Genomic DNA, 13497 nt, shown 5'->3' on the forward strand with positions numbered 1-13497 from the left:
CTGATCTGCTTCAACAGCTGACGCCCTACGCTCTTTCAACGCCCGGTTCAGGGCTCGACGGGCGGCCCCTGCGGCGGCGCTTTCATGGGCGTAAACGACGAAAACGCCAGCAGCCCGGCCAGGGCCCCGAGCGTCATCATCAGCCCGAAAAACAACGTCAGCCAACTGGCCGAAACCACGTCCTGGGGGTTCTCAGGTTTATACAGGAGGTCGACCTGGTCGCCCTCTTTCGCCCCGGACAACTCATCGTGAAAGCTGTGCTTGATCAGCGTGCCCTCGGCCGTGGCGAACTGGACATCGGTGTATCGGGTGTAGCTGGACTTGCCGCCGTTGTGCACCGGGTACACCGTGACCCGAAGCACCGTGCCGACACTGGGCAGGCCATTGAGGCGGTAATCGGCAAACTGGTGGAAGAAATGCACGGCACCGGCGCCGAAAGCCAGTGCCGCCAGTAAAAAAATACTCCCTGGAAAAATCCTCACCCACGTCATCCCTGCTCAACAAAGTGCGGCGAATATAGAGAGCGGCTACAGGCAGCAGCAACCGTTTTGTGCAACGGCTGCCATTCCGCCCCTATTGCTCCCCCTCCTGCCTGACTACCACGGTGCAGGTGATGCCCGCCGCCAGCAGCACGCCGTCCGGCACTTCATCGATGTGGATACGCACCGGCACCCGCTGGGCCAGGCGCACCCAGTTGAAGGTCGGGTTGACGTCGGCGATCAGCTCGCGGCTTTCCGGGTTGTCGCGGTCGTAGATGCCGCGGGAGATGCTTTCCACATGACCCTTGAGCACTTCGCCGCTCATCAGTTGCATGTCGGCTTTATCGCCCACCCGCACGTGGGGCAACTTGGTTTCTTCGAAGAAGCCGTAGACCCAGAACGAGTTCATGTCGACCACGGCCATTTTCGGTTCGCCGATGCGCGCGTAGTCACCGCGATGCACGTTGAGGTTGGTGACATAACCGTCCACCGCCGCCCGTACCTGGGTGCGCGCGAGGTTGAGTTCGGCGGCGTCCAGTTGCGCCTGGGCATGCTGGTAATCGGCCAGGGCCGAGTCGGCGATGTTGCTGGCGTCGTCGCGGTTTTCCTTGGAGATCACCAGGTTGTCCAGGTCGGCGCGGCGGTGGGCGTTGACCTTGCGCATCTCCCAGGTGGCCTTTTTCGAAGCCACCAGCGATTGCGCCTGCTTGACCGCGATGCGGTAGTGCTCGGGGTCGATCTGCATCAGCAGGTCGCCTTTTTTCACCAACTGGTTGTCACGCACCGGCACCTCGACCACTTCGCCGGTGACGTCGGCGGCGACGTTGATGATGTCCGCCCGCACCCGACCATCGCGGGTCCAGGGGGTGTTCATGTAGTGCTCCCACAGGGTGCGGCCGATCCACAGGGCAAGGGCCAGCACCAGCAGGGTCGCGAGCAGGCTGAAGAACTTTTTCATCGGGTCACTCTCAACGGTAAACAGTGAGCGCCATGGCGCCGAACAGACAGGTGAACAGGCTCAGGCGCAGCAGCGCCGGGTGCCAGAAAAAGCGGTACAGGTCGTAGCCGGCGATAAACCGGTCCAGGGCCCAGGCCAGGGCCGCGGCGACAAAAAACATCAGGGTCATGGTCGGCATGTAAACGCCGTGGAAGGCGATTTCACGAGGCATGTTCGGGTCCTTGGACAGCAACGGGGCGCGGCGTGGCATAGGCCGCCAGCGGCGACTGGGGGTCGAGCAATGAGCTGCGGATAAAGTGCAGGTAGCTTTTCACCCGGCGCAGGGCCGAGGTGTCGAAGTGCGGGGCAAAGGGCTCATCGGTGGCCTGGACCCGGCTGATGGCGTGGTCGACCGCGATCAGGCCGCGCTCCAGGTTGCTCTGGCTCGGTTGCAGGAACAGTCGCACCAGCGAGCGGCCCATGACCCGGATCGCCTGGCGCCACGGCTGGGATTGGGCATAGGCCGGGTGCACCGGCAGGATCGCCTGCTCTTTGCGCAATTCGATGATCGCGTGGCCGACTTCCAGCACCACGAACATCCAGCGCAGTAGCTCGCGCTGCACCTGGGGCTGCCCCACCGCCAGGCCATAGGCCTGGTGCAGCAGGTCGCGGGTTCGGCTCTCGAAGCTGGAGGCCAGACCCTTGAGCTTGCCGCTGATGGCGTACACCACCTGGCCGCGCAGGTCTTGTTCGAGTCGGCGCCACAGCCAGCGGCTGTTGGGCGGCAGGATGATCGCCCCGGCCGCCGCACACACCAGCATGCCCATGACCATGGCGATGTAGTCGTTGATAAAGCTGTAGGGGTTGTAGACCGTGAGGTTGTCCGGCACCGAGCCGGTGCTGAAGAAAATCAGCAGCCCCAGGCCGACCCCGGCGTATTGCGGACGCGAGGTGAGGAACGAGCCCAGCACGATCACCGGCGCCAGCATCACGCACAACAGCGGGAAGCCGTCGATCCAGGGGAACACGAAGAACATTTCGACAAAGCCGATGATCGCCCCGATAAAGGTCCCGCACGCCATCTGGAACGCCATGCGTTTGGGGTTCGGCGTGGCCGCCGACAGGCCGATGGTGGCGGCGGCGATCAGGGTCATGGTGGCGCCGCTGGGCCAGGCCGTGGCCACCCAGTAACTGCCCAGTACCACCAGCACGAAGGCCGCGCGGATCCCCGAGGCGGCGGAGGCCAGCCAGTTGGTCTGCGGGGTGAAGGGTTCGTCCCAGCGCTCGCGTTCATGGCTGTGGTCGGCCAGCGAGGCGTGGGTCTGGGCGTAGCCGTGCAGGTCGTCGACAAAGCGGTACAGCAGTTCGTAGGCGGTGTGGAAATCCATCTGCTCGGCGTCACTGGGCTGCAGTTCCTGGAACTGCGCCCGCAGGCTGCGCACCCGGGCCGGCAGCTCGGCCTTGTAGGCCGCCAGGGCCGTGGCCAGGCGCGCCGCGTCGGGGCTGGTCAGGGCCCGGCCGGAGAAACCGTCCAGCAGTTCGGCCAGGTCCTGCAACCCGGGTTTGATCGCGCCCACCACAGAGTCGGCACCGCTGCCACGCAGGCGCTCGAGCAATTGGTGCAAGGCGTTGAAGCGGGTGGTGATGCTCATGAACTCGCTGTTCAGGCGACTCAGGCGGCCGTTGCGCCGGCGCATGTGCGGGTCTTCGAACACCGTGACGCTGCGCAGGCCCTCCAGGCCCACCGCCTCGGCGATAAAGCGCACGTTGCCGCTCTCGAACGCCTCGCGCTGGCTGCGTCCCCGCAGGCCATCGGTGACAAACAGGGCAAACACCCCGAAGCGCTGGTACAGGGCATTGCGCATCGCGGCGCTGGCGGTCTGCGGCAGGATCGCGGCACTGACCAGGGTCGAGCAGAGAATCCCCAGGGAGATCTCCAGCACCCGCCACACGGCCGCCATAAAGGCCCCGTCCGGATGGGCCAGGGCCGGCAGGCCGACCATGGCGGCGGTGTAGCCGGCCAGCACGAAACCGTAGGCGCGAAAGTTGCGATAACGCGCCGCGCCGGCCGAACAGATGCCGACCCAGATCGCCAGGCAGCCGAGGAACAGCTCGGTGTTCTGGGCGAACAGGGCAATCAGCGCGACCATCACCGCCGACCCGGTCAGGGTCCCCAGGAAGCGGTAGAAACTCTTGGCGAACACCTGGCCGCTCTGGGGCTGCATCACGATAAACACGGTGATCATCGCGGTGCGCGGCTGCGGCAGCTCCAGGCGCATGGCCAGCCACAAGGTGAGGAACGCGGCGGTCAGCACCTTGAAGATGTAGACCCAGGTCACGCCGTCGCTGCGCGCCCAGTCAAAGAAACCCCGGCGCCATTCAAGGGAGTGCAGCCAGCGCAAAGGTGCAGGCAAGGGAGTCATTGGGTCCTTCTCAGTCGTCAGCGATCAGTGGTCAAAGACGGCCAGGGCCGCCGGGGTCTTGCTCGGTTGGATCTTGACGTCCGCTGGCACATCGCGCCCCGCCTCCAGGCCGCCGCCCAGGGCCGTCACCAGCTCGGCATGGGCCGTGAGCCGCGCCGCCTGCACCTGCTGCTGGATCTGTTGCTGCTGGAACAACAGGCTCTGGGCGTTCAGCACATTGAGGTAGTCGGTGAGGCCGCGCTGGTAGGCGATCATCGCGATGTCATAGGTTTTCTGCGCCGACGCCACCGACTCGGCGGCAAAGCCTTGCTGCTTATCCATGGACTCGCGGCGGATCAACTGGTCGGAGATGCTTTTCAGCGCATTGACCAGGGTCTGGTTGTAGTGCGCGACGGCGATGTCGTAGCCGGCCGAGGCTTCACCCAGTTCGGCACGCAGGCGCCCGCCGTCGAAAATCGGCAGGCTGATGGCCGGGCCGACGTTGTAGGTGAGTTTCTTGCCGGTGAGGAACTCCAGCGCACCGCCGCCGGTGGCCATGTAGCCGAGGCTGCCCACCAGGTCGACGTTGGGGTAGAAGCCGGCGTGGGCCACATCGATGCCACGGGCCTGGGCCGCCACTTGCCAGCGGCTGGCGACCACATCCGGGCGCTGGCCGAGCAACTGCGCGGGCAAGGCCGATGGCAGGCGCAGTGCGGCGCCCAGGGCCAGGGTTGGCCGTTGCAGTTGCGCGCCGGCCCCCGGGCCTTTGCCGGCCAGGGCCGCCAGTTGGTTGCGGGTCAGGGCGATTTCTTCATCCAGGGCGTCGATCTGGCGATGGGTTTCCGGCAGCGGGGTTTGGGCCTGGCTGACTTCGAAGTGAGTGCCGATGCCCGCGTCCAGGCGCTTTTGCGCCAACTCGAGAATCTGCTGTTGCTGCTTCAGGGTCGCCTGCACGATGTCGCGCCGGGCGTAGTGCAGCGACAGCTGGATGTAGGCCCGTACCACATTGTTCGACAGCTCCAACTGGGCCAGGCGCGCCTCGGCGGCGCTCATGTGGGCCAGGTCCACGGCGCGTTCGCTGGCGTTGCTTTCGCGCCCCCAGAGGTCCAGGGCATAGCTCAGGCCCAGGGCCGCGTTGTTGTCCCAGGTGGTGCTGTTGGCCAGGTCACCGGGACCGTAGAACTGATCAGTGGGCCAATTGTGGCGCTTGAGGCTGGCATCGCCCTTGATCTGCAGCGATTCGGCAGATTCGGCGACACCGGCCAGGGCCCGTGCCTGGCGCACCCGGGCGGCGGCCATGGCCATGCTCGGGCTGCCTTGCAGGGCGAGGTCGACCCATTGGTCCAGCTGCGGGTCGCCATAGGCCTGCCACCACTGGGCACTGGGCCAGTGGGCGTCCTGGGCGGCGCTCTGAATCGCCTCGTCGGTGGCCAGGGTATTGGCGGGAAGTAGCGTGCCTTGGGGCGCTATGCCTCCGGTTCCGATGCAGCCGCTGATTGCTAACGATAAAGCCCAAACACTGAGAGTCTTCAACTCTCTGCTGATGCGAGGCGGCACTGCTGCGAATTCCTGAGATCGGGGGGAGGGGCAACTCTCTGGCAGGGGCCGTCTGGTGGGCGACACGATGCGTCTGGGACAACGCATTGCACGACAGGCTCCTGCAGATCGCGGCAATTCTAGGGGGCGGCCTCGATTGCGATAAGGTGGGTTTCCTGTGAATCTTTGTTACCGTAAACGCGATAATCCATTGGTCGTATCCCCAAGCCCCTGTAAACACTGAAACTTCGTGTCACAATTTGCCATCTCCCTTGAGAGCACCCCATGGACACTTTGCAAAACATGCGCGCCTTCAGCTGTGTCGCCGAGGCCGGCAGTTTCACCGCCGCCGCCGTGCAACTGGACACCACCACAGCCAATGTCTCGCGCGCGGTCTCCAACCTTGAGGCCCACCTGCAAACCCGCTTGCTTAACCGTACGACTCGACGCATCGCCCTGACCGAGGCCGGCAAACGCTACCTGCTGCGCTGCGAGCAGATCCTGGCCTACGTCGAAGAAGCCGAGGCCGAGGCCAGCGACGCCCATGCCCGCCCCGCCGGGCAATTGAAAGTGCACACCATGACCGGTATCGGCCAGCACTTCGTGATCGACGCCATCGCCCGCTATCGCAAGACCCACCCCGACGTAACCTTCGACCTGACCATGGCCAACCGCGTGCCGGACCTGCTGGACGAGGGCTACGACGTGTCCATCGTGCTCGCCAGCGAGCTGCCGGATTCGGGGTTTGTCTCCCAGCGCCTGGGGATCACCTACAGCATCGTCTGTGCCTCGCCGGCCTATGTAAAAGCCAACGGCTGCCCGAACAAGCCCATCGATCTGCTGAACCACGCCTGCCTGCGCCTGGTGAGCCCGGTCATCCCCCTGGAAAAGTGGACCTTCGACGGCCCGGAAGGCCAGGAAATGGTGACCATCAATGGCTCGCCGTTCCTGGTGAACTCCGCCGACGCGATGAAAACCGCGATCACCAGCGGCATGGGCGTCGGCGTACTGCCGGTGTACGCCGCCATCGAAGGGCTGCGCAACGGCACCCTTGTGCGGGTCATGCCGCAGTACCGCTCCCAGGAGCTGAACCTGTACGCCATCTACCCTTCGCGCCAGTACCTGGACGCCAAGATCAAGACCTGGGTCGAGTACCTGCGCGGCTCCCTGCCGGAGATCCTCGCCGCGCACCAGGCCGAACTCGCCGCCTACGAACTCAGCGGCAGCCTGGCCGGTGCACGCCTGACCAACTGAGCCTGCTCAACCGCTGTAACCGCTGCCGCCAGGCTGCGCTGGCCATCCGCATCAGGGCAAACACCCCTGATGCCCCCAGGCGCTCCCAATGGCCAGCGGCTACAAAAAAGCTGTCGAGAATGTTAGCTTGCTTGGCATTCTCTCCCGCCTGTCGAGCTTTCCCGCGATGAAAAAGACCGTACTTGCCTTCAGCCGCATCACTCCCGAGATGATCGAACGCCTGCGCCAGGAGTTCGACGTGATCGTGCCCGACCCCAAGCAGGGTGATATCAGCGCGCAGTTCAACGAAGCCCTGCCCCAGGCCCACGGCCTGATTGGCGTCGGCCGCAAACTGGGCCGCGCCCAGCTGGAAAACGCCGCCAAACTGCAAGTGGTGTCCAGCGTCTCGGTGGGTTACGACAACTACGATCTGGGCTACTTCAACGAACGCGGGATCATGCTCACCAACACCCCGGACGTGCTCACTGAAAGCACCGCCGACCTGGCATTCGCCCTGCTGATGAGCAGCGCACGCCGGGTGGCCGAGCTGGACGCCTGGACCAAGGCCGGCCAGTGGCAGGCCAGCGTTGGCGCTTCGCTGTTTGGCAGCGACGTGCACGGCAAGACCCTGGGCATCGTCGGCATGGGCAACATCGGTGCCGCCGTGGCGCGTCGCGGCCGCCTGGGCTTCAACATGCCGGTCCTGTACAGCGGCAACAGCCGCAAGCCCCAGCTGGAACAGGAGCTCGGGGCGCAGTTCCGCAGCCTGGATCAACTGCTGGCCGAAGCCGATTTCGTGTGCCTGGTGGTGCCCCTCAGTGACAAGACCAAACACCTGATCAGCCAGCGTGAACTGGCGCTGATGAAGCCGAGCGCGATCCTGGTGAATATCTCCCGCGGCCCGGTGGTGGATGAGCCGGCGCTGATCGAGGCCCTGCAGAAAGGTCAGATTCGCGGTGCCGGGCTCGACGTCTACGAGAAGGAGCCGCTGACCGAATCGCCGTTGTTCCAACTGAAAAACGCCGTAACCCTGCCCCACGTTGGCTCGGCGACCCACGAAACCCGTGAGGCCATGGCCAATCGCGCGGTGGATAACCTGCGCAGCGCCTTGCTCGGTGAGCGCCCTCAGGATCTGGTCAACCCGCAGACCTGGAAGGGCTGAGGGGCACGTCCAGGGGCGCCATGCCCCTGGAACCCGGCGGTTCTGCAAGCCATGCCCCCATGCTCAGCGACCTGGCCTGCATCCGCGCAATGGCTACAGGTTGCACTCAGGCAGCAGGGCGCAGATTCCCAGGTGTGACGGCCAAGGCCGGTTTCGGTTTGCGAAACACCAACACGTTGCCCAGCATCACCAGGACCAGCCCGGCCAGTGCCGGAGCGGTCCACTGATAGCCTTCGGCGTAGGCCGACACATTCAGCGCCACCACCGGAAACAGCACGGTGCAGTAGGCGGCGCGTTCCGGGCCCATGCGCCCGACCAGGGTCAGGTAGGCGGTAAAACCGATCACCGAGCCCGGGATCACCAGGTACAGCAGCGAGCCGATATAGCGCGTGTTCCATTCCATGGCGAACGGCACGCCCTGGACCAGGCAATACACTCCCAGCATCACCGCGCCGTAGGCCATGCCCCAGGCGTTGGTGGTCAGCGGCTTGAGCCCGGCCTTCTGTTGCAGGCTGGACAGCAGGTTGCCCGCCGAGAAACACAGGGTGCCGAGCAAGGCCAACCCAAGGCCCAGCAGGGTTTGCGGGCTGGCGCTGTGGCCCACCAGCTCCGGCCAGAACAACAGCCCCAGGCCCAACAGGCCGAGGCCGCCACCCAGCAGCACGTTACGCGCCACCCGTTGGCCGAAGAACACCCGGGCATTCAGCGCGTTCCACAGGGTTGCCGTGGAAAACACCACCGCCACCAGACCGCTGGGGATCCACTGGCTGGCGTGCAAGAAGCACATGAAGTTGATGCAGAACAGGCACACGCCCTGGGCCAGGCAGATCAGGTGCCCGCGCCGGTTCATCACCTGCAGTTTGCGGCTGAGCAGCAGCAATACGAACAGGATCAGCGCCGCCAGGCCGAAGCGGTAGACGATCGAGACCGGAATCGCCACCACGCCCAGTTGCAGTTTCAAGGCGATCCAGGTGGTGCCCCAGATCAGAACGGTGAGCAAATACAAGGCAAGGTTCATGGCGCTACTCCTGAGTTCGGCTTGCAGTGTCAGGCCCCATGCACCGCGCACGCTTGCATAAACTTGCGCTTTTGTCGGATCGGCAGCTGGCAGCGCCCTGTCTACGGAGTAGGATGCAAAGCCTTGAAGGCCGCGCCATCGCCCTCCCCCCCGGGCCGTGCGCAGCCAACGGCAGCGGCTACAGGATCGTGGCGCACTCATTTTTCAACGACGTACAGACCATGCCCGCACTGGAAACCCTGCAAGTCTTCCAAGCCCTCAACCGCTCGCCCAATGCTCGCCTCGAGCACAGCGCCGAGCTCGGTGACGGCCTGGCTGCAGCCTTGTGGAGCAACCACCACGACGCCCAGGACTACGAGGCCCCCAGCCACCACACCCTGTCGTGCTACATCGCCGGCGGCACCGGGACCTTTCGCCGCGAGCAACCGGGCACCACGGGCGGGCCGGACAAACTGTGCATCCTCCCCGCCGAACATCAATCAGCCTGGGTGATCAACGGTGAAATCCGCCTGGCGCACCTGTATTTCAGCCCCGAACAATTCGCCCTGGGCTGCGTCACCCTGCTCGACCGCGAACCCCGCGAGCTGCAACTGCGCGAAAGCACCTTCCTCGATGACCCGCTTCAGGCCCGGCGCTTTCGCCGCCTGATCCAGCTCAACTGGGACGAACCCGCCGAACGCCTGCTGACCAGCAGCGTGGCCCACGAAATGCTCAGCCACGCGCTGCTCAACCAGGTCGGCCTGCGCCAGGGCCTGCGCTTGAAGGGCGGGCTGGCCGCGCACCAGCGCCGGCATCTGGTGGAGTACATCGACAGCCAGTTGGGCGAACCCATCAGCCTCGGGCAGTTGGCCGGGTTGTGCGCGTTGTCGGAATACCATTTTGCGCGGATGTTCCGCGCAAGCTTCGGCCTGCCGCCGCACCAGTATGTGCTGGCCCGGCGCCTGGCCCAGGCCCGGCATTTGCTGCGCAGTACCTCCCTGGCCCTGGGCGAAATTGCCCTGGCCTGCGGCTTCTCCAGCGCCAGCCATTTCACCAACCGCTTTCGCCAGACCCTGGGCGGCACGCCCGGAGAGTATCGCCAGGCCCTCGCCCGCTGAGCCAACTGAGCCCGCCGCAGACCGGCCTCAGGGCGCCAGGGTCAGCACGCTGAAGGTATTGGCATGAAACAGCGGATCCGCCTTCGCCGGTGAGGTTTGATCCAGCGGCTGGGTAAAGTCCATCGCCGCCAGGTACACCCGTTTGCTGCCCGGATCGAACGCCATGTTGTAGGCCATCGGCGTGGTGCTGACGCTGCTGCGCAGGCGGTAGTGATCGGCGTCCAGCTGGTCCACCAGGGTCAGGCTGGCGTCCACTCCGCTGGGGATCAGCAACAGGCGCTGCTGCGGGTCATACGCCAGCGCGTTGACGTCACGCCCAATTGGCAGGCTGGCCTTGAGCGCACCGCTGTCGCGGTCCACCACCAGCAACTGCGGCTGCTCACCGCGGCAGGCGATAAACAACCGGCCGCGCTCGGCGTCCTGGGCCAGGGCACTGGGCCGGCTGCATTGCGGGTAGCGCCAGGTGTCCAGTACCGCGAAGCTGCTGGTCGACAAGCGCGCCACCTGGCCTTCATCACGCATCGGCATGAAGAAGCTGCCATCGCCCTTGAGCAGCAACGGGTCGATCTTCTTCACCGCGAACTCATGGGCGGCGACGATGCGCTCCTGCCGGGGGTCGAACACGTACAGGGTCGAGCGGTCGGCGCGCCGGCCGCTGACGATGATCACCTGCCCGGTGCCGGGGTCGTACACCGCGCTGTTGAGGTTGCTGCGGGCCACCGCGATACGCTTCAGCGGCTTGAGGGTGGATAACTGCGCCACCCCCAGGCTGCCATCGGTGTTGAGCAGCAACAGGCGATCCAGCTCCGGCACCAGCACCACGCCATTGGCGCCTGCAGACTGCTCAAGGGTCTTCACTGGCCGTTGCTGGTCCACATCGAACACGCTCAGGCCGTTTTCCCGCCGCGCCAGGTACAGGTACGGCCGGCTTGGGTCCAGGGCGATAAAACCCCAGCTGGAGCCGGACCCGGGCAGCGTGACCCGATGCTCCCGGTGATAACCCCGATCGTCGCTAGCGGGCGCCGCCCAGGCGCCCGCGTTGAGGACCAGGGCCAGGCTCAACAGGTTCCAGGCCTTCATCAGAACTCCAGGGTGCTGGACAGCGACACTTGACGCGAATCGCCCATGGACACAAAGAAGCGGCTCGCCGACGAGGTGTAGTAGGTCTTGTCGAACAGGTTCTTCACGTTGAGCTGGAACTTGACCTTCTGCCCTTCGACCTTGGTGTCGTAGGTGGCGAAGGCGTCGGCCACGGTGTAGGCCGGCAGGTCGAAGCTGTTGGGCGCATCGCCGGCCCGTTCGCCGACATAGCGCGCACCGGCGCCGACCCGCAGGCGGTCGCCGCCGATCAGGCTGCCGAAGTCATACACCGCCGACAGCGAACCGGTGTTTTTGGCCACGTTCTGCAAACGCTTGCCTTCGTATTGGGTGTCCTTGGTCACTTCGGCGTCGGTGTAGGCGTAGCTGCCGATCAGGCTCCATTGCTCGGTGAGCTGGCCGGTCAGGTCCATTTCCAGGCCGCGGGACTTCACTTCGCCAGCAACGCTGGTCACGGTGTCGGTGGCGGTCGCGGTGGTCACCAGCACGTTGCGCTTGGTGATATCAAACAGCGCCGCGCTGGCGGTGATGCGCCCCGGCAGGTCGAGCTTGGCCCCCAGCTCCCAGGACTTGCCTTCCTCCGGTTCGATGCTGCCATCGAGCACCACATTGCCGCCGCCCAGAGGCGCGATGCTGGAGTTGGGCTTGAAGGATTCGGTGTAGCTGCCATAGAACGACAGCGCGTCGGTGTAGCGGTACACCAGGCCGGCGCGCGGCACCCACTTCTGACCGTTGGTGTCGGTGTTGGCGTGGAACGGACGGCCCCGACCCGCGTACTGGTCGTACTCCTGGAAGCGCGCACCGCCCACCAGAATCCACTGGTCGGTGAGGTGGATCGAGTCCTGGAAGAACAGCGAATCGGTACGCAGCAGATCGGTCTGGTCGCTGTCGGCGGCGCGCACGGCAGTACCCGCCACTTGCTGGCCATACACCGGGTTGAGGTAGTTGAAGGTCGACGCGGTGCCGCGAATCAGGTCGGCGCGGTAAATCTTGCGGTACTCATCGTCCAGGCCGAACACCAGGTCGTGCTGCATCCCGGCCAGCTCGGTCTTGCCTTGCAGGGTGGCGGTGGCATAACGGTCGGTGGTCAGGGCGCCCTGGGTGCCGTCCATGGTGCGGGTCAGGGTGCCGTTGCTATTGACGGCCGTCAGGCGCACCTGGCTGGCGTCGTAGGTTTCGCGGTTCCAGCTGTAGCCGAAATGCGCCTTCCAGTTGTCGTTGAGGTCATGGTCGACCTCAAATCGATACAGGTCCGAGCGCCCTTCCAGGTTGTTGAACGGTTCGTCCAGGCGGCGGGTCGCCGGAATGTCCAGCGGGTGGTTGGTCCTGGGGTCGATGGCGGTACCACGGTCGAACGGGGTCAGGAACTCGCGGTGCTCGTAGGCCAGCAGCACTTTGGTGTCTTCGCCGTACCAGGCCAGGGACGGCGCCACCAGCGTCTCGCGGTGGGTGCCGAAGTTGCGCCAGTAGTCTTCATCCTCGTGGTCGACAATCATCCGATAGGCCAGCCCGGAGTCCCCCAGGGCGCCGGTGCTGTCGAGGCTGCCACCGCTGCCGTTCTTGCCCGAGCCATAGCTGGAGCCGCGTACGGTCACGGCGTTGTACTGCTCGAGCTGGGGCTTTTTGCTGACAATATTGACCACGCCGCCCGGGTCCTGAATGCCGTAGAGCAGGGACGCCGGGCCCTTGAGCACCTCGACCCGCTCGGCGGTGGCATTCAGGGCGCGCCCCTGCATCACCGGCATGCTGTCGCGCATGATCGAGCCGTTACGGTTGTCGCCAAACCCGCGGATCATCACCGCATCCAGGGTGCCGCCCAGGGTGTTGCTCTGGGTGATGCCGCTGATATTGGTCAGGGCATCGTCCAGGTTGCGCGGCGCCTGGTCGCGCATGGCCTGGGCCGGCACCACGTTGATGATCTGCGGGATCTCCTGGTTCAGAGCCTGGGAGCGGGCGATCGAGGTGGTAGCCGGTGGCTGGTAGCTGGTGCTGTCGGCCGCGACCACGGAGGTGATGGTGGTCGCCCCCAGGTTCAGCGCACCGGCGGTAGGCTGCGGTTCCAGGGCCAGGGTGTGGGCGTCGGTGCGACGGAAGCTCAGCCCGGAATTGCCCAGCAGGCGCTGCATGGCCTGCTCGGCGCTCAATGAACCGCTGACGGCCGGGGCCTGGAGGCCATAGGGGGCCTCATCGGTGTACACCACGCTGATCCCGGTGACCCGGCTGAAATCGCTCAGGGCCTGGGGCAGCGGCTTGGCGGCGATGGCGAAATTGAACACTGCACTGTGTTGCGCGCTGCCGGCATCGGCCGCCAGGGCCACGCTCAACGGCAGCATGGCCAAGCCCGAAACCGCCAGCGCCGACGCGCCGAACCACCCTTTAACCGAACCGCTTGCCGCCATGTGTGCCCTGGACTTCATGCTCGAGACCTGTGTGTAGAACCGCTACGGATGCGAATGACTCGCACTTTCAAGCACTACACGAATGCCGCCCGGGTTTACCTCAGCAAAAAAATGAAAATATTTTCGAGCCGGTGCG

11 protein-coding genes are annotated in these 13497 nt (G+C 65.2%); 3 read left to right on the plus strand and 8 right to left on the minus strand.

What is annotated here, in order from left to right; genetic code table 11:
* Positions 1–47 precede the first annotated feature (47 nt).
* The 5 genes from AC19YX_RS20695 to AC19YX_RS20715 form a co-directional block, all read right to left on the minus strand.
* Positions 48–482 carry a DUF3592 domain-containing protein gene (locus tag AC19YX_RS20695; RefSeq protein ID WP_500606890.1) on the minus strand — a complete coding sequence of 145 codons (435 nt, stop codon included), beginning with the start codon at positions 480–482 and terminating at the stop codon, positions 48–50.
* Positions 483–573: 91 nt separating this feature from the next.
* Positions 574–1437 carry an efflux RND transporter periplasmic adaptor subunit gene (locus AC19YX_RS20700; RefSeq protein ID WP_201129546.1) on the minus strand — a complete coding sequence of 288 codons (864 nt, stop codon included), beginning with the start codon at positions 1435–1437 and terminating at the stop codon, positions 574–576.
* 10 nt (positions 1438–1447) lie between these two features.
* A complete protein-coding gene (locus tag AC19YX_RS20705) occupies positions 1448–1648 on the minus strand; it encodes a DUF1656 domain-containing protein (protein ID WP_078469901.1) in 201 nt (66 codons plus the stop codon).
* Positions 1638–3839 carry an FUSC family protein gene (locus tag AC19YX_RS20710; RefSeq protein WP_500606891.1) on the minus strand — a complete coding sequence of 734 codons (2202 nt, stop codon included), beginning with the start codon at positions 3837–3839 and terminating at the stop codon, positions 1638–1640. Before AC19YX_RS20710 ends, AC19YX_RS20705 begins: the two co-directional genes overlap by 11 nt.
* A 24-nt stretch (positions 3840–3863) precedes the next feature.
* Positions 3864–5375: an efflux transporter outer membrane subunit gene (locus tag AC19YX_RS20715; protein ID WP_078469899.1), complete on the minus strand. Its 1512-nt coding sequence runs from the start codon at positions 5373–5375 to the stop codon at positions 3864–3866.
* A 264-nt stretch (positions 5376–5639) separates the two neighbouring features.
* Between AC19YX_RS20715 and AC19YX_RS20720 the strand changes: the two genes are divergently transcribed.
* Both AC19YX_RS20720 and AC19YX_RS20725 read left to right on the plus strand, forming a co-directional pair.
* Entirely contained in the window at positions 5640–6608 is a 969-nt protein-coding gene (locus AC19YX_RS20720; protein WP_020298381.1) for a LysR family transcriptional regulator, read from the plus strand.
* Positions 6609–6774: 166 nt separating this feature from the next.
* On the plus strand, positions 6775–7749 hold the full coding sequence (locus AC19YX_RS20725) for a 2-hydroxyacid dehydrogenase (protein WP_500606892.1): 975 nt from the start codon (positions 6775–6777) through the stop codon (positions 7747–7749).
* 106 nt (positions 7750–7855) lie between these two features.
* On the opposite strand, the gene AC19YX_RS20730 is transcribed toward AC19YX_RS20725, so the two are convergent.
* The gene (locus AC19YX_RS20730) at positions 7856–8767 is read right to left on the minus strand and encodes a DMT family transporter (RefSeq protein WP_500606893.1); all 912 of its coding nucleotides are present in this window, start codon (positions 8765–8767) and stop codon (positions 7856–7858) included.
* Positions 8768–8988: 221 nt separating this feature from the next.
* Here AC19YX_RS20730 and AC19YX_RS20735 point away from each other — a divergent pair, with 221 nt between their 5' ends.
* The gene (locus AC19YX_RS20735) at positions 8989–9864 is read left to right on the plus strand and encodes an AraC family transcriptional regulator (protein ID WP_201129536.1); all 876 of its coding nucleotides are present in this window, start codon (positions 8989–8991) and stop codon (positions 9862–9864) included.
* A gap of 27 nt (positions 9865–9891) precedes the next feature.
* Here the strand turns inward: AC19YX_RS20735 and AC19YX_RS20740 are convergent, their stop codons facing one another.
* Together AC19YX_RS20740 and AC19YX_RS20745 are read right to left on the minus strand one after the other, a co-directional pair.
* Positions 9892–10944, minus strand: coding sequence for a YncE family protein (locus tag AC19YX_RS20740; protein ID WP_500606894.1), 1053 nt, complete (start codon positions 10942–10944; stop codon positions 9892–9894).
* Entirely contained in the window at positions 10944–13379 is a 2436-nt protein-coding gene (locus AC19YX_RS20745; RefSeq protein WP_500606895.1) for a TonB-dependent siderophore receptor, read from the minus strand. The genes AC19YX_RS20740 and AC19YX_RS20745 overlap by 1 nt, the downstream gene beginning before the upstream one ends.
* Between the last annotated feature and the right edge of the window lie 118 nt (positions 13380–13497).

The sequence above is a fragment of the Pseudomonas sp. MF09150 genome, assembly GCF_059862355.1.